Source organism: Robinsoniella sp. KNHs210, from assembly GCF_000686105.1.
Classification (GTDB): Bacteria; Bacillota; Clostridia; order Lachnospirales; family Lachnospiraceae; genus Robinsoniella; species Robinsoniella peoriensis.
This window is the reverse complement of the sequence record NZ_JMLZ01000002.1, coordinates 5,046,661-5,068,352: the sequence shown is the minus strand read 5'-3', so window position 1 is coordinate 5,068,352 and position 21,692 is coordinate 5,046,661. Positions and strand designations below refer to the sequence as shown.

15 protein-coding genes and 2 riboswitches are annotated in these 21,692 nt (G+C 41.7%); of the genes, 2 read left to right on the top strand and 13 right to left on the bottom strand.

Going from position 1 to position 21,692, the window contains the following annotated elements; genetic code table 11:
* Positions 1–12 precede the first annotated feature (12 nt).
* Positions 13–3,015, bottom strand: a complete 3,003-nt coding sequence (locus CD03_RS36600) for a hypothetical protein (RefSeq protein ID WP_052378029.1) — start codon at positions 3,013–3,015, stop codon at positions 13–15.
* A 19-nt stretch (positions 3,016–3,034) separates the two neighbouring features.
* Positions 3,035–5,110, bottom strand: a complete 2,076-nt coding sequence (locus CD03_RS0128695; protein ID WP_027296554.1) for an efflux RND transporter permease subunit — start codon at positions 5,108–5,110, stop codon at positions 3,035–3,037.
* Positions 5,111–5,312: 202 nt separating this feature from the next.
* On the opposite strand from CD03_RS0128695, the gene CD03_RS0128690 reads away from it, so the two are divergent.
* Positions 5,313–5,912 (top strand): TetR/AcrR family transcriptional regulator, encoded by a 600-nt coding sequence (locus CD03_RS0128690; protein WP_027296553.1) that lies wholly within the window; start codon positions 5,313–5,315, stop codon positions 5,910–5,912.
* A gap of 58 nt (positions 5,913–5,970) precedes the next feature.
* On the opposite strand, the gene ftsH is transcribed toward CD03_RS0128690, so the two are convergent.
* From ftsH to CD03_RS0128655, 7 genes are all read right to left on the bottom strand, one after another.
* On the bottom strand, positions 5,971–7,821 hold the full coding sequence (ftsH, locus tag CD03_RS0128685; protein ID WP_044289738.1) for an ATP-dependent zinc metalloprotease FtsH: 1,851 nt from the start codon (positions 7,819–7,821) through the stop codon (positions 5,971–5,973).
* 233 nt (positions 7,822–8,054) lie between these two features.
* A complete protein-coding gene (gene ligA, locus CD03_RS0128680; protein ID WP_027296551.1) occupies positions 8,055–10,049 on the bottom strand; it encodes an NAD-dependent DNA ligase LigA in 1,995 nt (664 codons plus the stop codon).
* Positions 10,050–10,120: 71 nt separating this feature from the next.
* Complete coding sequence (locus CD03_RS0128675; RefSeq protein ID WP_027296550.1) at positions 10,121–10,900, bottom strand: pseudouridine synthase; 780 nt, start codon at positions 10,898–10,900, stop codon at positions 10,121–10,123.
* 221 nt (positions 10,901–11,121) lie between these two features.
* Positions 11,122–12,288 (bottom strand): ArsA family ATPase, encoded by a 1,167-nt coding sequence (locus CD03_RS0128670; RefSeq protein ID WP_027296549.1) that lies wholly within the window; start codon positions 12,286–12,288, stop codon positions 11,122–11,124.
* An 11-nt stretch (positions 12,289–12,299) separates the two neighbouring features.
* Positions 12,300–12,602, bottom strand: coding sequence for a hypothetical protein (locus CD03_RS35160; RefSeq protein WP_044289736.1), 303 nt, complete (start codon positions 12,600–12,602; stop codon positions 12,300–12,302).
* Entirely contained in the window at positions 12,595–13,776 is a 1,182-nt protein-coding gene (locus CD03_RS0128660) for an ArsA family ATPase (RefSeq protein WP_027296548.1), read from the bottom strand. Before CD03_RS0128660 ends, CD03_RS35160 begins: the two co-directional genes overlap by 8 nt.
* Before the next feature lie 168 nt (positions 13,777–13,944).
* Positions 13,945–14,436 (bottom strand): MarR family winged helix-turn-helix transcriptional regulator, encoded by a 492-nt coding sequence (locus CD03_RS0128655; protein ID WP_027296547.1) that lies wholly within the window; start codon positions 14,434–14,436, stop codon positions 13,945–13,947.
* 139 nt (positions 14,437–14,575) lie between these two features.
* Between CD03_RS0128655 and CD03_RS0128650 the strand changes: the two genes are divergently transcribed.
* Positions 14,576–15,343: a DUF6062 family protein gene (locus CD03_RS0128650; RefSeq protein WP_027296546.1), complete on the top strand. Its 768-nt coding sequence runs from the start codon at positions 14,576–14,578 to the stop codon at positions 15,341–15,343.
* 204 nt (positions 15,344–15,547) lie between these two features.
* Here CD03_RS0128650 and CD03_RS0128645 read toward each other — a convergent pair whose 3' ends face one another.
* The 4 genes from CD03_RS0128645 to CD03_RS0128625 form a co-directional block, all read right to left on the bottom strand.
* Positions 15,548–16,723: a hypothetical protein gene (locus CD03_RS0128645; RefSeq protein ID WP_027296545.1), complete on the bottom strand. Its 1,176-nt coding sequence runs from the start codon at positions 16,721–16,723 to the stop codon at positions 15,548–15,550.
* A 127-nt stretch (positions 16,724–16,850) separates the two neighbouring features.
* Positions 16,851–17,630, bottom strand: a complete 780-nt coding sequence (locus tag CD03_RS0128640; RefSeq protein ID WP_027296544.1) for a formate/nitrite transporter family protein — start codon at positions 17,628–17,630, stop codon at positions 16,851–16,853.
* A gap of 73 nt (positions 17,631–17,703) precedes the next feature.
* Positions 17,704–19,389, bottom strand: coding sequence for a formate--tetrahydrofolate ligase (locus tag CD03_RS0128635; protein ID WP_027296543.1), 1,686 nt, complete (start codon positions 19,387–19,389; stop codon positions 17,704–17,706).
* 246 nt (positions 19,390–19,635) lie between these two features.
* A riboswitch (THF riboswitch) is annotated at positions 19,636–19,728 on the bottom strand.
* A gap of 114 nt (positions 19,729–19,842) precedes the next feature.
* Positions 19,843–19,928, bottom strand: a riboswitch (ZMP/ZTP riboswitch).
* A 72-nt stretch (positions 19,929–20,000) separates the two neighbouring features.
* Complete coding sequence (locus CD03_RS0128625; protein WP_027296541.1) at positions 20,001–21,686, bottom strand: sensor domain-containing diguanylate cyclase; 1,686 nt, start codon at positions 21,684–21,686, stop codon at positions 20,001–20,003.
* Positions 21,687–21,692: the final 6 nt, after the last annotated feature.

The following is a 21,692-nucleotide window of genomic DNA, read 5'->3' as shown; positions in this document are numbered from 1 at the left end:
AGTAACATTCTGCTACTTTGATACCCCCGCCGTTTCAATCACAAATTTAACACTACTCTCTTTATCATCCGCAGTGCCGGCGAAAGTTTTATACTCCTTTCCGGCATCCAGAACTTTATCCAATCTGTCCAGGACACTCTGAATATCCCCGTCAACCGTATCTTTTAATTTGTCCACTGCCTCTTTATCAAACTTTTTCATGCCCTTATTTAATTCTTTGGCACCATCATACAATTCGCCAACACCAGAAGACAGATCCGTGCCTCCTTTTGCCAAGGCGGCAGTTCCTGTTTTTAACTGCGTACTTCCATCTGCAAGCTTTCCGATTCCATCACTGAGTGTGGCTGCTCCTGCTGACAGCCGGCTGCTTCCCTCTGCTAATTGTTTGGTGCCGTCATACAGTTTTGACGCACCGGTATTTAAATCCTGGCTCTTATCTGTCAGAGCTTTCGTCCCTTCTTTTACCGTTTTTCCGGCCTTTTCCAGATCGGAAGCTCCGGATTTTAATTTTTTCCCTTCCTGTTTAATCCGCGCAGCACCGTCTTTCAGGTTTTTATCTGCTTTGTTTAATTCTGCTGCTCCGGTTCTTAAGTCTTTTCCGGCACCCAATACAGCTGAAGCACCGTCTTTCAGGGCTTTATCGTTGCTACCTAATTCCGCTGTTCCTTCTTTTACCGTTTTACTTCCCGCCTGTACGGCTGCTGCACCGTCCTGGAGCTCTTTGTTATTTTTCTGCAGCTCTGAGATTCCGTTCGTTAATTCCTGGTTGTTTGCCGTCAGATTTTTAGCGCCTTCTGTCAGTCCGTTTAGAGCCTGTGGAAGATCTTTTGTCTGCTCAGACAACAATCCACTTAAACCGCCAAGCTGTTCTAATCCCCCTGCCAGAGATTCCGATCCTTCTGATACTTTCTGAATACCGTTTGCCAGTTCTCTGGCACTCTTCGCCAGCTGGCTGACGCCCTGGCCGTTAATATCATTACTCTGGCTTTGGTTTGGCTGATTTGACTGGTTTGTCTCATTTGACCGGTTAGGCTGTTTCTGGTTTTCCGGTTGCTGATTCTGCTGGGCAACCAGGGAATTCAGGACTGATTTTTGTAATTCAATACTATAGTTTATCTCCTGGATACTTGCATCCAATGCCCCTGAATAAGTTTGATAGGCATCACTAAACTGTGACTTTAAAAGTTCAGGAACGGAAGAAATTTTACTTCTGACATCATTTAAGGTTCGCAGGACTTCTTCATTTTGGGCAATCGATGACTGCAGGCTTGTGATAGCACCTGACTGGTCTGTTCCCACGGAATCAGTCCGGCTGCCCGGATTTCCTGAAGCATTCCCAGATCCGCTTACTAATCCGCTTACTGATCCGCTCATAGACTCCAATACCGACGCCAATTGGTCACTTTTTTGATATAAAGTATCCATATTTTCGGATAACTTAGCCGCATTTTCTCCTGCGCTTTTGATTCCGCCGTTAATTCCCGTTATTCCGTCCGGCAGACCGGATGCGTTTTGCCCCAGCTGCTGAACACCTAAAGCAAGGTTTGTTGCACCTGCCACGTATTTTGCCGCACCCTCTTCCACTTTTCCTGCTCCCGCCACATACTGTGCGGTTCCTGCTGCCAGCTGGTCAGCTCCTGTCACATATCCCAAAATTCCGGATGACAGTTTCTTAGAGCCTTCAACATACTGAATTGCTCCTGCTGCCACCTGTTCTGCCCCATCTGCATACTTTGCGGCTCCATCTGTTAATTTTTTAGCTCCATTCACATACCGGGTAGTTCCATCTGCAAGGGCTCCTGCTCCATTTACATATTGTACGGCTCCGTCAGACAGTGTATTGGCACCCTTTATATACTGGCTTAATCCACTGCTAAGTGTACCAACACCACCGGTATACTGACCAATCCCGTTTTTCAGGTCAGATGCTCCGGTGTGCAGAGTTTCGATCCCATCATTTAACGTATTCAGCCCGGTAATCAGTTCTCCCTTTTTACTGTTCAGGGTTCCGATTCCTTCAGCCAGTTCTCCCATTTTTTCATTTACGGTGCCGGTTCCGTCTTTCAGAACTATGCAGGCATCCTTTAACGTCTTTACTCCTTTCAGAAGATCTCCGCTGCCATTTACCAGCTTTTCCGACGCAGATTTCATATCATTCAGAGAATCCTTCAATTCATCAAGGCTGTCTGTCTTATCCAGTCCAAATTCTGACAGAGTATCTGCTGAAGCAACCGTAGCAGTCATAGCCAGTGTAAAATCGGTTGCATCTGCCGTTACATCAAAGGAATCCGGCAAGTCAATATCTTTTCCAAAGTCAGTATCCTTTAGTTTCAGGGAATCTGACAGCCCGGGGAATCCCATACCGATTACGATATTTTTACTTCCATCTGAGATTACCTTTCCGTTTGTGACCTGAACATTGGTAAAATTGGCAGTCGGAAGAATAATACCGGTCACCATCGTAAATGGCGTATACACTTCTCCGTCTTTAGCTTGATTGATATAAGAAAAATGGATTCTGACCTTTCCGCTCTTTCCCGCCAGATCATCCGGGCTGATTTCTTTCTCATCCAGATAATATGTCACTTTCACTTCTACGGGAAGGGGCTTATCCGTCTCTCCCTGGTAGTAAATATCATTGCCGTTCGCTTCCCAGACAAGGCTGCTGCCATTTTGTTTAAATGTTTCATCACCTTTGACATTTTTAATATTCTGCAGATCTGAGGCATCCTGGATTTCCACATCCGTTCCTGAATTTTTCAGCCAGTCGCTGACAATCACCTTATCGGTACTTCCATCTGCTTTAGCTTTTACATAAACCGTTTCTTCTTTATCAACATCCTGCTTTGCCTCTGTCTGGTTTTCCACTTTTTTTGTTTCCTGTTTACCATCTTTTTTTCCGGCATCCTTATCGGAAGCATATACCACTCCTGCGTCCAGACAGCAGGTACTGCCAGCCACCATAACAGCTAGACCGGCAGCCAATGTTTTCTTTAACACTCTATTCTTATTCATGATTCTTATCCTCCTCACCTTATTTTTGCTTTTTAGGTTTAAATCCAATGGATGTGTTTATAATAACTTTGTCAAACACTACAAACATTGCGGGCAGTACCAGGATAACTACCACCGTACTGATTATGGCACCTCTTGAAAGCAGTGTACAAATCGAACTGATCATATCAATCTTAGAATAAAGTCCTACCCCAAATGTTGCTGCGAAGAAACTGAACCCGCTGATTAATATAGATTTCATGGAAGACTGGTGTGCCGTCCGGATCGCTTCCATTTTCCCTGCTCCCCTGCTTCTCTCCCTCTGATACTTACTGGTCATCAATATAGCATAATCAACTGTAGCTCCCAACTGTATGGTACCAATTACAATACTCGCCACAAAAGGAAGCGTAATACCGGCATAATAGGGAATCGCCATATTTACAAAAATTGCAAATTCAATTACTGATACCAGAATTACCGGGAGCGTAATTGATTTAAACACAATCATAATTATTACAAAGATTGCTGCAATGGAAGCAATATTTACATTTTTCAAATCCACATCGGTTACATCCGCCAAATCTTTGGTGAGGGGTGCTTCTCCTATTACCATAGATTCCGGACTATATCTTTTAACAATCTCATTTACATCAGCAATCTGTTTATTAACTTCATCCGTTGCAGTCTTATAATCCGAGCAGATAAACTGGACCTCATAATGACCACTTTTCAGCATGCTCTTAAGGTCATCCGGAATCATATCGTCCGGCACTCCGGCTCCTACAAAGGAATCCATGCCAAGCGCCCATTTAACGCCTGCCACTTTCTCTATCTCATCCAGCATCTCCTGTTTATCTTTGACATCCAGCCCATTCTTCAGCAGCACCATATATACATTATTCATATGAAATTCATCGCCCAGTTTTTCGTTTGCAACAGAACTTGCCAGATCCCGGGGAAGTGATTTATCAATATTGTAATACACTTTCGTATGTGCATTTCCGTAAGCCGCAGGTATAATCAGAATGAGAAACAGTACCATCCAAATCCGATAATGCCTCGTAATAAATGCTGAAATCTTATCCAGGCTTGGAATCAGGGATTTATGCTTTGTCTTTTCAATGGGCTTATCAAATATTAATATCAGGGAAGGCAGCAGTGTAACACAGCAAATAACGCCAATTACAACACCTTTTGACATTACAACCCCAATATCACGTCCGAGGGAAAATGTCATAAAACAAAGTGCCACAAACCCTGCGATCGTAGTAACGGAACTTCCTGCCACAGATTTGAATGTATTGGATATGGCATGTGCCATTGCACGATTCTTATCTCCTTCAAACCGTATCTTGTTTTCCTCATATGTGTTTAACAGGAAAATGGAATAATCCATGGTAACTCCCAACTGTAACACCGCTGTCAGTGCCTGGGTGATATAGGAGATCTGCCCCAGGAACACATTACTGCCCAGGTTATAAACAATCGCTGCTCCGATACTGAATAAAAATAATACCGGTACAACAAAAGATTCCATAGTCAGGCTTAACACCAACAGGGATAAGAGTGCGGCAATTACCACGTAAACCGGCATTTCCTGCAGAGAGAGATTCTTTATGTCTGTAACCACACCGGACATTCCGCTGATAAAACACTGCTTAGAACAGAGGGTACGCATCTCACTTACCGCTTTCATCGTGTTGTCCGCAGAAGTGGTGTCATCAAACAATGCGATCATCATCGTAGCATTACCCTGGTTAAATGCCTCCCGAATACTGTCCGGCAGCATCTCTATGGGAAAGGTAATATCCATAATGCTGTCATACCAGAGTACATCCTTCACATGATCCACATTTTTAATCTCTTCTTTTAGCTTTACCACATCTTTTGGCTCCATATCTTCCACAATCACCATGGAAAATGCACCCATGCCAAACTCATCTACCATAATATCCTGTCCTTTTACTGTCTCCAGGTGGTTTGGCAGATAGCTCAGGATATCATAATTGATTCTTGTGTTCAGATAACCAATCCCTGCCGGTATCAACAGCAGAAGGGATAGTATAAAAATAGGAATACGAAACTTTACAATCTTTTTGCCAATCTTAATCATCATCCTTTTTACATCTCCTTCTTTCATTTAAATGACCACTAGTCATTTACTTTCAAACATGTTATACTATAAAAGTGACCATTAGTCAATCTTTTGAGTGTAAATTTTACAATTCTTTTAGAAATAGAATTTGTCCCATTGACTTTTAGTCATTTCTATAGAATAATGATTGTAACACTTCTATGCGAAGGAGATGATTTTGATGAGTAAATTAGAGAGTAATAAAAAGCAAAAAAAAGATGCCCTGTTAAACACCGCCTTTGACTTGTTCATCACAAAGGGTATTCAAAAGACATCCATTGCCGATATTGTAGAGAAGGCCGGGGTAGCCAAGGGAACCTTTTATTTGTATTTTACGGATAAATATGACCTGCGCAACAAATTAATTTCCCATAAGGCAAATCAATTGTTAAGTTCCTCCTATGAGGAAATGAAGACAAAGAATTTTGAAGCCTTTGAAGAGCAGATGATCTTCATGGTAGACAATATCATTGACCACCTGGTTGCAGACAAATCCCTGCTGTTTTTAATTGCCAAGCATTTAAGCTGGGGTATCTTCAAAAATGCCATGACAAGAATGGATAACGATTACGATAAAAATGTATATGAGCTCTACGAACAGATTCTGGCAGAATCCGGAAGAACTTTTGAGGAGCCTGAAATCATGATCTATATGATCATTGAACTGGTAAGCGGCAGTATATACAGTCCCATACTATATGACCAGCCTGCTCCTATTGAGGTGATAAAACCCTATATTTATGATGACATCCGACACATTATCGGAAAACACAGCAAATAAAAAAGCGATAAACTACGATCGCTTTTTTATTTCTTATATGATTTCCCAGGGCTGCTGCTTAAGGCTGCACCGGCAATTCTGCCTCCCTGCCATCCAGAATTCTCATGAATTCTTCTCCGGTAATGGTTTCCTGATCATAGAGATGTTTTGCAAGTTCATGCAGCTTGCCAATATTCTCTTCTATAATTTTTCTTGCCTTCCCGTGCTGTTCCCGAACTACCTCCACAACTTTTTTGTCCACCACAGCTGCCGTATCACCAGAACACATAAGAGAAGTATCACCGCCCAGATATTGATTCTGGACAGTTTCCAATGCCACCATGTCAAATTCATCAGACATTCCGAATCTGGTGATCATTGCCCTTGCAAGTTTCGTTGCCTGCTCAATATCGTTGGAAGCTCCTGTAGTGACCGAGTGAAATACCAGTTCCTCTGCCACACGCCCGCCTGTAAAAGTTGCAATTTTATTTTCTATTTCCGCTTTCGTCATCAGGTTGTGTTCCCCTTCATCCACCTGCATGGTGTAGCCAAGGGCACCTGATGTTCTCGGAATAATCGTAATCTTGGTAACCGGAGCCGAGTGGTTCTGTTTTGCAGCAACCAGCGCATGTCCGATTTCATGATAAGAGACTATCAGTTTTTCCTTATCCGACAATACCTTGTTCTTCTTCTGATAACCTGCTATTACTACCTCCACGCTTTCCTCTAACTCTCTCTGGCTGACAAACTTTCTGCCATCCCTGACTGCACGGAGTGCTCCTTCATTGATCATATTGGCAAGTTCTGCACCGGATGCTCCCGATGCCATTCTGGCAATTGCATTAAAGTCCACATCATCCGATATCTTTATCTTCCTGGCATGTACCTTCAGGATATCTTCCCTTCCCTTTAAATCAGGAAGTTCCACCGGAACTCTGCGGTCAAATCGTCCCGGTCTTAAAAGTGCCGGATCCAGCGAATCCGGTCTGTTTGTTGCCGCCAGAATAATAACGCCTTTTCTGCCGTCAAAACCATCCATCTCGGTGAGAAGCTGATTTAAGGTCTGTTCTCTTTCATCATTACCACCCATTCCGCCATTATCACGTTTTTTACCAATCGTATCAATCTCATCGATAAATACGATACATGGTGCTTTTTCATTTGCCTGTTTAAAGAGGTCACGAACCTTTGCCGCCCCCATACCTACAAACATTTCCACAAATTCCGAACCGGAAATTGAGAAAAACGGAACACTGGCTTCCCCGGCAACTGCTTTTGCAAGCAGCGTTTTACCAGTACCCGGAGGTCCTACCAGCAGTGCACCTTTTGGCATGGTTGCACCAATCTCGGTATACTTAGCCGGATTATGCAGGAAATCAACGATTTCTGTCAGAATTTCTTTAGCCTCATCCTCACCTGCCACATCTGCAAATTTAATACCCGTTGTGGACTCTACATACACTTTGGCATTGCTTTTCCCAAAGGACATGGCATTTCCCATTCCACCTCCGGCACCAACCTTTCCCATCATCTTTTTGATAAAGAAAGTTCCAATTCCATAGAGCAGAACAATTGGCAGTATCCAGGTAAGCAGAAAACTCAGAATCGGTGACATCTGCTGAACGATTTCCTGGGAAAACTTGGCTCCGGAACTGTACAGTCTGTCAACCAGCTGAGGATCATTCATAGCACCGGTCCGATAATAATTAGGCTTTTCTGCTTTGTCCGAGAATAATATTTCGTCACTGGAGACTTCCACTTCATTAATCTGCTTGTTATTCATCATTTCCAAAAATGTCCCATAATCCACATCCTGAACTTTGGGAGACAGCAGTTTTGGAAATAAAAGCCCATTTAATAAAAATATGACTATCACTGCTGTCACATAATAAAAAATGAGAGGCTTTTTTGACGGTTTTACTTCTTTCATAATCCTTTCCTCCTTATCTGATATAAAAGACCGAACATCAATCTTTTATCTTAGGTTAATTATTAATATAAAGTCTATCTTAGGTGAAGTATTCTGAATTGTCAACGAAGCAAGTGTAAAATATTCATAAATAATTTAGAAAGTCTATCCTCATACATTCTTTTTTAATACACAAAAGGGATGGATGCCTGTCTGATGTGAAGGCTTCCATCCCGCAGATTCGTTTATAATTATTATTTCTCTCCGGCTAACATTTCATTCAATTGTTCTTCGGAAATCACAGGTATTCCCAGGTCCTGTGCTTTCGTCAGCTTGCTTCCGGCATTTTCTCCAGCCAGAACATAGGATGTTTTTTTCGAAACAGAACCGGAGACTTTTCCGCCGTGCTTCTGAATCAGTTCACTTGCCTCTGTCCTTCCAAGTGTAGGGAGTGTCCCCGTTACCACAAAGGTCATGCCCGCAAACAAATCATCCCCATCTTCCTCTTCTGCAGTCATGTTTACGCCGTATTCCCGCAGTCTCTCCATCACTTCCTGATTTACCGGGTCATCAAAGAATCGGCGGATGGATACGGCACTGATTTCTCCAATATCGGAGACTGCAACCAGCTCCTCTAAAGTAGCCTCTTTTAACCGGTCAATGGAACCAAAATGACGCATCAGCTCCCTTGCCGTTGCCTTGCCTACATTTGCAATCCCCAGTCCGGAGAGCAGGCGCTGTGGTTCATTCTTTTTTGCTTCTTCAATCATCGCCAGTAATTTATCCGTATTTTTCTCTTTTCCGATGATTCCGGCTTCTATCATTTCATCTCTGTGATCTTTAAGCACAAAGATATCTGCGACATTTTTCAGATATCCCTGCCGGACAAGTTCCATAATATAACTTTCGCCAAAGCCTTTTATATCCATGGCATCCCTGCCCACAAAATTAATGATGTGCCGTTCCAGCTGTGCCGGGCAGTTGGCGCCGGTACATTTGATATCCGCCGTATCTTTTTCCCGGACAGCCGGAGAGCCACAGACAGGGCATACATCCGGCAGCACATAACGCATGGCACCTTCCGGCCTTTTTTCCTTTACAACATATTTTATCTTTGGAATAATTTCTCCAGATTTATAAACGACAATGGAATCTCCAATCCTTATGTCCAATTCATCAATAAAGTCCTGATTATGCAGCGTCGCTCTTGCCACACTGGTCCCGCATAGCCTGACGGGTTCAAAGATTGCCGTAGGTGTGATTCTTCCGGTTCTTCCTACCGAGAGTTCAATTTCCTGCAGCACGGTTTCTTTTTCTTCCGGAGGGTATTTATAAGCTACTGCCCACCTTGGCACTTTCGATGTGCTGCCAAGGGTTTCCCTGTCAGAAAGACGGTTAATTTTCACTACCGCTCCGTCAATGTCATAAGCCAGAGATCCCCGCAGCTCACCTATTTTCTCAATGGCTGCCCAGACTTCTTCCCCTGTATGGCAGATCGTATATTGGTCAATTACCTTAATGCCATTACTTTTCAGGTATTCGTACCCTTCTGTGTGGGTTTCAAATGTCCTTCCCTGGGTTTCCTGGATGTTAAAGATAAACATAGAAAGATTCCGCTCTTTCGTCACCTTGCTCTCTAACTGACGCAGGGTTCCCGCTGCACAGTTTCTCGGATTGGCAAACGGCTTCTTACCCAGTATTTCCTGCTTCTCATTCACCTCGTCAAAAGCAGCATTGGTCATGTAGACCTCTCCACGGATTTCCAGATAAGGAATCGGATGTTTCAGTTTTTTCTTCACATCTTTGATTACTTTTGCATTTTCCGTTACATCCTCTCCCTGAGTTACCCCATCCCCTCTGGTAATGGCTGTAGTAAGAACACCATCCGTGTAGCGCAGAGCCATGGACAGACCATCAATCTTCGTTTCAACCACAAATTCAGGCTCCTGAAGCTGCTGCCTCATGTCCTCTACAAACTGGATTACATCTTCTTTGGAAAAGACATCCTGAAGGCTTAACATGGGAACCCTGTGTTTCACAAGTATTCCGGCTTCCCTCTTTGCACTCCCACCTACTTTCTGCGTGGGGGAATCCGGAGTCACCAGCTCCGGATTCTCTGCTTCAATCTTCTTTAATTCCTGCATCAGCTGATCATATTCATAGTCGCTAATTTCCGGTGCATCCATGTTGTAATAACGATCTGCGTGGTAATTGATCTGTTCTTTAAGTTCGTCGATTCTCTGTTTCATAATATGGCCTCTCTTTACTGATTCTTAAACTCTACAGCAATGTGCTTATATATTTATAACTCATTCATCCCCTATATACGGCTTGTGTATTCCGGTCCATTACTGGAATCCTGTATCATCTGATAAAGTTCTTCGATTTCCTTATCGGTCAGTTTACGGTATGTTCCTGCTTTCAAATGTCCCAGGCGGATATTCATAATACGTACACGCACTAACCTGGTCACTTTATACCCCAGCGCTTCGCACATCCTTCGAATCTGACGATTGAGTCCCTGGGTCAGAATAATGCGAAATTGCTTTTCTCCGATCTTCTCCACTTTGCATGGTCTGGTCACGGTATTCAAAATGGGAACTCCTTTTGCCATCTGCCGGACAAATTCATCCGTAACGGGCCTGTTCACCCTGACTTCGTATTCCTTTTCATGATAATTTCCCGCACGCATAATTTTATTCAGGATTTCCCCATTATTTGTCATCAACAGCAAACCTTCCGAATCCTTATCCAGTCTTCCAATAGAAAAAATCCGTTTGGGATAATGCAAAAAATCTTCTATATTATTGCTTCCCCATTTCTTCTCTGAGGTACAGATAATACCTACCGGCTTATTGACAGCCAATAATATCATCTCTTCTTCTCTGCTTACTCTTTTTCCATTGACACGGATATCCTGAATGGGCAAAACTTTCAGACCCATGGCAGCCGTCTGCCCATCCACAGTCACCTTACCGCTTTCGATCAGCCTGTCCGCTTCTCTTCTGGAACACACACCAGATTCAGCCAGAAATTTGTTCAGCCGTACCGGTTCATGTTTATCTTTCCCTGAAAATTCTTCCTGCATCCTATTTTTCATAAATATTCTAAAGCCTGCTTTCTTTCACTTTATTACATATCCTCACTATTATATGGTAATTCTAAATGAACTGCAAGTAAGATTTGAGGTTAGATGGGATGTTTTGTTGAGAAGCAGACGCTTTGTAGATGGGGCAGTGTACGAAAAGATGGGGCGTGGAGGAATTGCATGCCCCATCTTTTTTCAGATTCAGGTTGTCGCTACAAAGCTGGTTTTCTCAACTAAATATGTTCAAACTCAATTTTAAGCACATCCTCTTCATATTTTGCACCAGCCACTTCATAACCCCGCAGTTTTGGCGGAAGTATCAGATTACGCCTTTCATTTTTGATCGTAAGTGCCAGTTCCTCTCCTTTTTGTTCCAGTTCCAATTCCCGTTTATCCACAAATGGGATTGCAATTTTTAAGTAGTATTTCTCCTGCTCTTTTTCCAGGACAAATATATGCTGGACCGCCAGAACTGCCGTCGGATCCGTATCTCCGTATACCATATCCGCAGCTGTTCTGAGTCGCTCTGCCGTTCTCAATTCATGCTTTAAAAACTCCATTTCAAATACCGGAATATCAAAAAAACTCTGTCTGATATCCTGCAGGCTGTTCTGCTGGTTTTCTATCCATTGATTAAAGTATCCCGATAAAGATGACCTGGGATACACCTTATTTACAATGATTGCATCTACATTGTAATCATACATGTGGAGATAAGCAAAATTTCTTTTTGCTTCTTTTACCACGATTTTTTCCGGGGTAGTCACGATACGCAGGCTTAGAACATCCTTATCAGACATCAGATCCTGCAGCTGTTCTATTTTGGAACACAAGATCTCTACTTCATCGAAAAGAGTTTCTTTTGGCATGGGAATCTTGGTTGTTTTTTCTACCAGCGGACCTGCTACTTTGATTGCCTTTCTCTTCATCGGCATTATTTTCCCCAGCAAGTCACCAAACATTTCGGGAAATTTTAACAGTGATATTGTCTCACCGGTAGGTGCACAGTCCACAATCAACACATCATAATTTTGCGCTTCGTATATCTCCAGAATTTTAAACAGAGAGAACAGCTCTTCAAATCCTGGAAAAACCAGCAGTTCCTCTGCTTCTATGCTTTCCCCTGATCTGGATGTCAGCAGCTTTTTCAAATAATCCTTTATATTTCCCCAGGCACGTTCGCTTTCCGCTACGGCATCGATTTCCATTGCAAATAAATGCTCCGTTATTTTCACCGGATCATTGCTGAGTTTACAATCAAAGGAGTCACCCAGGCTGTGTGCCTGGTCTGTGCTCATAATCAGAACCCGTTTTCCACTTTCCGCGATTTTACATGCCGTTGCTGCTGCTATGCTGGTCTTCCCTACACCACCTTTACCCGTATATAATAATATTCTCATGTTCCTTCCCCCTACTCAATGATCACTTTTTTGGTGCGTTTCGTTTTTTCTGATTTCTTCGTAAAATTATCTCCGGTGTACCTATCTGCTTTTTCAGACTCGTTTTCCCGACTCCCATCTCTTTCGTCTTTACAAGATTTCGTCTCTTTTTTTCCAGCCAGATAAATTTCAACCGCACATTCCTTTAACCAATCTCCCGCTCCGGTCCTCCAATTTTTCATCCTGTCATTTAGTTCATCCGGCAACAGCTCCTGAAATGCTTCTATTTCTAATTTCTTTGCCTGAACAATTTTTGTTATAAATGTCTTATTCATCCTCTTCCTCCTTAACAAACTGTATGTGCAGGGACTGGTCTTTCATCTTTGCGGACTGTACATAATGTCCCCGCAGAGTAGATGGCATGGGAATTGCTCTTTTAAAGTTCCCGATCTTCACAATAAGGTCCCGGCCCGCTTCATGCATTACGATTTCCTCTTTTTTCACACACGGCAGATATACCTTTAAAAGATAGCCATTCTCTGTTTTTTCATAGACTTCATTCGGTATGATTCTCTTTACTGCAAACAGATCATCTTCCTGCAGCGCATCTTCACACACCCGGTCCAGTGACGTGAGACCGTTTAAATCGATATCATACCATTTAATGGCATACACCGGGACGCTTTGGAATACCTCTTTTAATTCCTTGATATACTGCTGCTGGATCCCCAGCCATTCATCAAAAAAGGGATTATTAATATCCGTCGGCAAAACCCGGTTAATATAGAGTCCATCCACATTAAAATTATAGAGATTCAAATACATATAATTTCTCTTTGTTTCCTCCACTACCATTTTTTCCGGTATTGCCACAAGCCTTATACTGCTGATCTCCCTGTCCTTCATCAGCTCCTGCAATTCAGCCAGTTTCAAATACATTCTTTCGATATCATTCATAGCCTTTTTATCCGGCAATTGAATTTGAAAAAGCTTTTTCGTTACCGGCCGCATCACTTTAACCGCCACTTTTCCCAGTGGGAACAGTTTTTCCATATACCAGGAAAGAAGTTCCGGAAATTTCAGCAGGGAAAGCGTCTCTCCGGTAGGCGCACAGTCCACTATAATCAACTCGTACTCTTTACGATTATATATTTCCTGAATTTTTAACAGGGAAAATAACTCTTCGATTCCCGGTATCATATCCAGGTCATTCATTATATTTTCTTCCCCGCTTCCTGCTGGGAGCATATTTGCAAAAGCATTCATCATAGATGAAAAATCATGCTCCATTTCATAGGCAGGATCTATTTCCAGAGCAAATAAATGCTCAGCTACCTGCATTTCTTCTTTTCCAAGAGGCTGCTCAAATAAATCGCTTAGATTATGTGCCATGTCCGTACTTACAATTAATGTTTTTTTTCCTTCTTTGGATGCTTTTCTGGCGTGTGCCGCTGCAATGCTGGTCTTACCTACGCCTCCTTTTCCTGTAAAAATCATAATTCTATTCATAAATCTCCTTTCCCGGAAAATAGCTCCCCGGCTCAACTTATATTATTTCATTTTGTATATTCTATTTATTTCTTCGTTCGAATTATTCGAAACTCGAACTATTTATTATTTTTAAACAGAGCCGCAAAGCTCTGTTAAAATACAGTTTAACCAACATTCAATTTCAGACTACTCAATTGCAATCTTTCGGACTTTTTTCTCCTTTGGCTTTTCACCAGTTTTTTCCCTCTGGTTCAATACTGCAAAGATCTTATCTGCCATGCCAAAGAGGGTTCTCTTCTCCTCTTCCGAAAATGCAGCCATCACTCTGGTAAAATAATTTCCCAGTTCCATCATTTCGTGATACATGAAATCTGTTCCTTTTTCACTGAGTGAAATGGTTACAACCCGCTTATCCTGATCACTTCTCTCTCTGCGTACCAGATGCTTTTTTTCAAGACGGCTGATGACTCCGGTAACCGTATTAAGCGGAATGTTCATATATTCTGCTATTTCACTCATATTCACCTGTTTCTGGCGGTAAACGAACAGTAAAGCAAAGATTTCATTCTTCGAGCAGTTTAGAAACAGATCAAACCGCTGTTCCGGATAAAAAACAAATTTGCATTTATCCATTATTTCAAATACCATTTCCTCTACGGATGCCGGAAACTCACTCATAGGTAATCACTCCTTTACTTCGTTTCTCGAAGTATATTTTAATTCTACTCTCGAAGTAATAATTTGTCAAGAATTTTATATTCCAAACTTGTTTTCTGTGCTATAGTATACATAACGACGCTAAAGGAGGCCTCTTTATATGAAAGAAACCATATATACCATCCCCTTAATGGATGCATTTAATGCAAACGACGAATGTCCGTTTTGTTTTATAGAGCGAAACCTGGAACAGCATGCAATTTCTTTTATTCTTGGTTCTGCCTATATGGAAGATGACGTCCGCATGGAAACCGACAAGATCGGATTCTGCCGCCATCATTATAAAATGATGTTTGACTATGGCAACCGCCTTGGGAGTGCTTTAATACTAAGTACCCATTTCCACAAATTGAATGAAGAACTGCAGGCACAGATCAAATCATTTGCTCCCGGTAAATCATCCATGCTAAAACGTATCAAAAAAACAACCATCGAACCGGAAATCCGTAAAACAAACATTGGAGCCTGGATTACAGAAAAAGAAAATGATTGCTACGTTTGTAATCATTTTAATGATAATTATAACCGTTATCTGGATACCTTTTTTGAAATGTTAAAAAATAATCCGGAATTTGTAGAAATAGTGAAAAACAGCAAAGGTTTCTGTCTCCATCATTTTGCAGATGTCATCGAAACTGCGGAAGATAAGCTGAATGATAAACAAAAAAATCTTTATTACCCCATGCTTTTCAAACTCATGGAAGATAGTATGAAGCGTCTGGAGGAAGAAGTAACCTGGTTTACTGCGAAATATGATTACCTGAATAAGGACAAGGACTGGGGCAATTCCCGGGACAGTGTTCAAAGATGTATGCAGAAGCTGGGCGGCGGTTATCCTGCGGATCCCGTTTTCCAAAGCGATAAATAATTATAATTTTGTTTTACTAATATTTAGATATTCAAAAGGGTATTCGGAAAACTCTCCAAATACCCTTTTATCAATTTTCATATTCAATTAAAAAGTTACATTTCACAAACTTTACCGCTCAAGCAGATAGCTGCAGTCCATTTTCAAGCATTCCTGTAGATCAGCTTAATAAAACGTGCGAACCTGTTTTGTCCCAAACTTCTTTTACGTATGGCTCATCGTATAATCATAGATTGCCTGGTACGTATCATTATCATAATGAACACCATCTGCCGTGCCAAATCCATTAGTCTTTAAATACGTATAGGTATCAATATAAAGATTTGGAAAAGCTGCCTTTAGCTGCATATTAAATGGTGTAATATGCTTATTTTTTATAAGATATCCTACGGATGATGCAACCTTGTCATTAACTGGATTTACTGACATCATATAGAATTTTGTATTTGGATAACTTGCAATCAATTCCTGATACACATTGATATACTGTAAAACGGTATTGGATGCGCAGTCATTAACCCCCAGGTTAAATACCACTTTTACATATGGGTTAAAGTCCAGCTTCTTCTTAAGCTGCGTAAGCCCTGAAGACATCAGCCAGTTATAACCTTCGCCTACCTTTGCAATATACTGTGCATTTCCATCTTTGGAACCAATTACATTTTCCATTCCTACGGTTCTGGAATCACCTACAAATACATATGTATTATACTGTTTTACTCCGGAACTTCCGGCATTGTCATTGGGACCCTGATTGGTCTGTCCTGAATTACCATTTCCCGGATTCTGGTTTTCCGGCTCCTGTGGTGCCTTTGTTTTCTTTCCGTCAGCTCCTACATAATACTTCCCTGCCTTGCAGTTCACGGCCATCGTACCATCCTTCTGCAGATAACGTCCATTCACCCAGCGCTTTTTAACCATAGCTCCTAAATTAGAGCTCTTTTTATCAAAATAGTACTTTTTACCGCCAATCGTATGCCAGCCGGTGTACATGGCTCCTGTTGTTTTAGACAAATAATAACGCGTTCCATTTATTGTTTTCCAGCCTCTTACCAGTGCGCCTTTTTTACTGCCTGTCTCATTTAAATAATAATAAGACTTCTTATAATACTTCCAGCCTGTTGTTACATATCCACTCTTATCAAAATAGTAAATTTTATTCTTTATCTTTATCCATTTGTTTTTTGGATAAGTGCCGTTCTTATACTGAAACCATCGTCCTATGTAATTTTGTTTCCAGCTTCCTGATGTACTTTTGACTGTTTTAGCCTTTTTCACAACATTTACAGCAGCTTCCGCTTTTATAGAAGTTACACTGCCTGCAAGTCCAAAAATTAATGCCAGTGTGAGTATTACAACTGAGATTTTGATTTTCTTCATTCTTTACCTCTCATGACCAATCAATTACTTGCTACCTGTAACACTATAACACAAAAAAATAGAAGTCTCAACTATTTTTTAAGAGAAACTTCTATTTTCTTACGATAATATTAAGAAATTGTATACTTTATTGCGCTTCTTTTTTGTTTTTGGAAATTAAATAATATGGTATTGCAACAAACACTGCACCGCCAATCATATTACCAATTGTTACTAAAGAAAGGTTGTAGAAATAACCGCCTATTGTAACTGCAGCATCGCCTTTATTCAGTAAACCTACGCCAATAATACTCATATTCGCTATACTATGTTCGCAGCTGCAAATCATAAATACGTAAATGCACCAAAAAACCATAATCAGCTTAGCTACTTCATTTTTTAATTTAATACTGCACCATACCGCCAGACAAACAAGGATATTACACAATATACCTCTTGTCAGCAGTTCTACCGGTCCAAGTCCCACTTTTGTTGCTGCAGTAGAAGCAAACATTTCCCCAACTGCTCCCTTCGGTACACCGGTCAGCTGAAAAACAAAAACTGATGCGATAGACCCCAGGAAGTTACCAATATAACATATAATCCATAGTTTAATTGTATTACCCCATGTTACAACTTTATTAAGAGATGCAGAGGTCATTACAAAATTATTACCAGTAAATAATTCTGCTCCGGCTGCTACCACCAGACTTAAAGCCGCTGCAAATGAGAAAGCCATTACAGCCTTCATCATCGGATCTCCCGCTTCTTTCAGAGGCGTTCCCATAACAAAGGTTACAAAGGAACCAAATGAAATGAACATTCCAGCTACCATTGAGGAAACAAAATATCCAAGAGGATTATTTTTCAACAACCCATATTTTGCTTTTCCTGAATTACAAACTGCTTGAAATTCTTCCTGAAACATAACAAATACCTCCTCTTTCCTTTAGATCCTCTATATGCAGGAAAGGTCCCCACCTTCCCTGCATATTAAATAATTAGAACAATCCGGAAATCTTTCCTGTCTCGTCTACGTCGATTCTTTCTGCTGCCGGTACTTTTGGAAGTCCTGGCATGGTCATGATCTCTCCTGTGAGGGCTACGATAAAGCCTGCTCCTGCGGAGATCTTTAAGTTACGTACTGTTACTTCAAAGTCTGTCGGTGCGCCAAGCTTTGTCTGGTCATCTGTCAGACTGTACTGTGTCTTAGCAACACAGATCGGGCAGTTCCCGAATCCAAGGTTTTCCAGTTCTTTTGCCTGCTTCTGAGCATTTGCTGTGAGAACGGCTTTCTTTCCGCCATATACTTTCTGTACGATTGCATTTAATTTATCTTCGATACTTCCTTCTAATTCATAAGAATAGTGGAATTCGCTTGGCTCTTCTACCAAACGGATTACTTCTTTTGCAAGAGCTTCGCCGCCTTCGCCGCCTTTTGCCCATACTTCAGAAAGTGCTACGTTTACACCAAGTTCTTTACATTTTGCTTCTACCAGGTCTAATTCAGCCTTGGTATCCGTTGGGAATGCATTGATTGCCACTACGCATGGAAGACCGTATACATTTTTGATGTTGCTTACATGTTTCAGTAAGTTTGGCATACCGTTTTCCAGTGCTTCTAAGTTTTCGTTATTCAAGTCAGCCTTTGGAACGCCGCCATTGTATTTTAATGCACGCACGGTTGCTACGATAACAACTGCGGAAGGGGTAAGCCCTGCCATACGGCATTTGATATCCAGGAATTTCTCTGCTCCAAGGTCAGCGCCGAATCCTGCTTCTGTGATTGCGTAATCACCCAGTTTTAATGCCATCTTTGTTGCAATTACAGAGTTACAGCCATGTGCGATATTGGCAAATGGTCCGCCGTGAACGATTGCAGGCACGTGTTCCAGAGTCTGAACCAGGTTTGGTTTCAGAGCATCTTTTAACAGTGCTGTCATAGCGCCCTGTGCATTTAAGTCGCCTGCGGTTACCGGTTTCTGCTCTGCAATTTTTCCATATGTATATCCAACGATAATCTTGGAAAGTCTCTCTTTTAAATCTGTGATATCTTTTGCCAGACATAATACTGCCATAATTTCAGATGCAACGGTGATATCATATCCATCTTCTCTAGGCATTCCGTTTGTCTTTCCGCCCATTCCGTCTACGATGTTACGAAGCTGGCGGTCATTCATATCCACACATCTTCTCCATGTGATCTTTCTAGGGTCGATGTTTAATGCATTGCCCTGGAAGATATGGTTATCCAGCATCGCTGCCAGTAAGTTGTTGGCTGCACCGATTGCATGGAAATCACCTGTAAAGTGAAGGTTGATGTCTTCCATCGGAACTACCTGTGCATAGCCGCCGCCTGCTGCGCCGCCCTTTACACCGAATACCGGTCCTAAAGATGGCTCACGAAGTGCAACCATAACGTTCTTGCCCAGTTTCTGTAAACCATCAGCCAGACCTACCGTAGTTGTCGTTTTTCCTTCACCTGCCGGAGTCGGGTTGATTGCTGTTACAAGAACTAATTTTCCGTTAGGAGCATCACTTTCTTTTAACAGATTGTAATCAATTTTTGCTTTGTATTTCCCGTATTGCTCAAGATATTTCTCGTCAATACCTGCTTTTGCTGCGATTTCTGTAATTGGGGACATAGTAGTCTCCTGTGCAATTTCGATGTCTGATTTGTAACCCATAGTTAAATATCTCCTTTCATATTAACCGCTTTTGCGGTGATTTACGTTATAAATTATACTACGGTCCCCGTAAGGACATGCGTCTGCCTGCCATTCTTAACCCATAAAAAAAGCAGTTGAATCATTTGCCACTCAGCAAATAACACAGCTGCCCAATATCGGGACTGCCTGCTATACTGCACAAAGAAATAGCATCTGACCATACACATTCTAAATAATATAGAAATAACAATACATCTTTTACGCAGTAGCGGGAGCGATCTTATAACGCGGAAGTCTCCTTCGTTCACCAAAAGCCTCCCCCTTTGGTGACACTTTACGTATAACATCTACTCTACTTGAACATTATTCAATTGTTAATATAGAAAGAAATAAGTCAAGCAGATTTCTTTCGGTACCGGATAGAATTCTAACACCTAAAGTGTATTAAAAAAGGGCAACATCATAGATAACAAATGCTGCCCAGACGGTCGACCTTATCATATAATTTTGATTTCCCTGTGGTACTCCACAACTATCCGTCAGTAATCAAAACCTTTGTTACGATATATATACTATAAAACAAAGTTAAAATTTTGTCAAGAATTTTGTGGATATTTCACATAAAAATGTTACAATTGATCTCCTTTATTGTTATATTCCATTTCAGGTTCAAATAGAACCACCCGGTTGCGGCCTTCAGCTTTTGCCCGGTAAAGAGCTATGTCCGCTTTTTGATAGAGACTGGTAAAGGTTGTGCCGTCTTTGGGGTACATAGCTGCCCCGATACTGGCTGATATTTCGATATCCCCATTGACCCAGCGGGCAACTCTTTTACGGAGGGTTTCCAGGCGTTTTTCAAGAGCATGGCTGTTCCCAACGTTTTTCATACAAATGACAAACTCATCTCCGCCAAGTCTTGCTATCACATCATCCGCCTTTCCGGCACTTTTTAACGTATAGGCAATTTCTTTTAAGACCTGGTCTCCGATGATATGCCCGTAAGAATCATTCAGCATTTTAAAATTATCAATGTCTACCATAACAAATCCATGGTTATGGCGTTTTTCACTTTTCACTAACATCTTTGTTACCTTTTTCACAGCCTCTGCCCTGTTCAGAACACCGGTGAGGTCATCATTTTCCAGCCGGTACTGCAGTTGGAATTCTTCTTTCTTTTTCTCATCAATGTCGTTTAAGGCCACAAATGCAATAATATCCTTAGAGTATGGGTCCTGTATCAGCTGTATGTCGCCTTCTACCCAAAAGTAATTTCCTTCCGGATTCAGACGCCGGAACTCACAATGCAGAGTTTTGATCCCTTCGCAATAGCGTTTCATCAAGTTGGCATAAGAGAACATAATCTTGTAATTTTCCTGATCTTCTTTATATATGAAGTGTTCCCATACATATGCGGCCGCTGCCGTAAAGGAAGTACGCGCACTTTTAGGGATTTCTTCTCCCATAGTCCCCTTGATATACTCCACAGTATCTCTGGTAATATTATAACGGTAATTTATTACGTTTCCCGTCAGCTGGCTTTCATAAGAACGTTTCCACCGCTCATGTTCGATCTCTTTTTCATGAGCTTTGGTCATATCTTCCATGGATATCACTGCAAATCGCCCATCATCGGTAATCGTATAGTCATGGCGCAGCCAGACCTGACGGTTCAGTCTGTGGTTGATTTTCACAATGGTATCAGAGGCTGGGATTCCCGCTTTCATCCTTTTGAAAAACTCACGGTATTCTTCCTGGCTTTCTTCTGCCACCATTCCTTCCGTTATGAAGGTCTCCGGCATGTTTTCAATAACCTGGCGGTCAAAAAACTCCGATGATTTTTCATACAAATATAATATTTCTGTATCCAGTTCATAACGGGCTGCCATTTTCTTCGTGTGTTCCCATACAATCAAACGATATGTTTCTTCCTGCCCATACAATCCTTCGACTGCATCTTTGCGAAGGCTAAAATCCAGGCAGATACACATGATTCTGCTGGTCCGTTCACTGTCGCCTTTACATCGCAGCATAAACCAGCCGGTATCTCCATTCTTTTTCTTCATCCGAACCTCCAGCTCCAGAGTTGCAGCCGGATTGCCGGGACAGAAGCCAGCCATATTACACATTTCTTCCCAGTCTTCTTTTAACACCAGTTCCTTCATTTCAGACGGCATTTCCTGCCGTTTTTCATAACCCAGCATTGCATGAAAAGTAGTATTCACATACGTCAAAGACAGCGCCTCGTCTCCCAGAAACTCACAGACTCCTGCAGGAAGTATGTCAAATTGCGCATAATCAACTGTCTCATTCATCATTTTCGT

Coding starts and splice junctions, on each gene's coding strand:
- CD03_RS0128660 (WP_027296548.1), bottom strand. CDS start 13,776: ATGAATAGAATTATGATTTTTACAGGAAAAGGAGGCGTAGGTAAGACC.
- CD03_RS0128640 (WP_027296544.1), bottom strand. CDS start 17,630: ATGTTTCAGGAAGAATTTCAAGCAGTTTGTAATTCAGGAAAAGCAAAA.
- ftsH (WP_044289738.1), bottom strand. CDS start 7,821: ATGAAAGAAGTAAAACCGTCAAAAAAGCCTCTCATTTTTTATTATGTG.
- CD03_RS0128625 (WP_027296541.1), bottom strand. CDS start 21,686: ATGATGAATGAGACAGTTGATTATGCGCAATTTGACATACTTCCTGCA.
- ligA (WP_027296551.1), bottom strand. CDS start 10,049: ATGAAACAGAGAATCGACGAACTTAAAGAACAGATCAATTACCACGCA.
- CD03_RS36600 (WP_052378029.1), bottom strand. CDS start 3,015: ATGAATAAGAATAGAGTGTTAAAGAAAACATTGGCTGCCGGTCTAGCT.
- CD03_RS0128695 (WP_027296554.1), bottom strand. CDS start 5,110: ATGATTAAGATTGGCAAAAAGATTGTAAAGTTTCGTATTCCTATTTTT.
- CD03_RS0128655 (WP_027296547.1), bottom strand. CDS start 14,436: ATGAGTGAGTTTCCGGCATCCGTAGAGGAAATGGTATTTGAAATAATG.
- CD03_RS0128635 (WP_027296543.1), bottom strand. CDS start 19,389: ATGGGTTACAAATCAGACATCGAAATTGCACAGGAGACTACTATGTCC.
- CD03_RS0128670 (WP_027296549.1), bottom strand. CDS start 12,288: ATGAGAATATTATTATATACGGGTAAAGGTGGTGTAGGGAAGACCAGC.
- CD03_RS0128645 (WP_027296545.1), bottom strand. CDS start 16,723: ATGAAGAAAATCAAAATCTCAGTTGTAATACTCACACTGGCATTAATT.
- CD03_RS0128675 (WP_027296550.1), bottom strand. CDS start 10,900: ATGAAAAATAGGATGCAGGAAGAATTTTCAGGGAAAGATAAACATGAA.
- CD03_RS0128650 (WP_027296546.1), top strand. CDS start 14,576: ATGAAAGAAACCATATATACCATCCCCTTAATGGATGCATTTAATGCA.
- CD03_RS0128690 (WP_027296553.1), top strand. CDS start 5,313: ATGAGTAAATTAGAGAGTAATAAAAAGCAAAAAAAAGATGCCCTGTTA.
- CD03_RS35160 (WP_044289736.1), bottom strand. CDS start 12,602: ATGAATAAGACATTTATAACAAAAATTGTTCAGGCAAAGAAATTAGAA.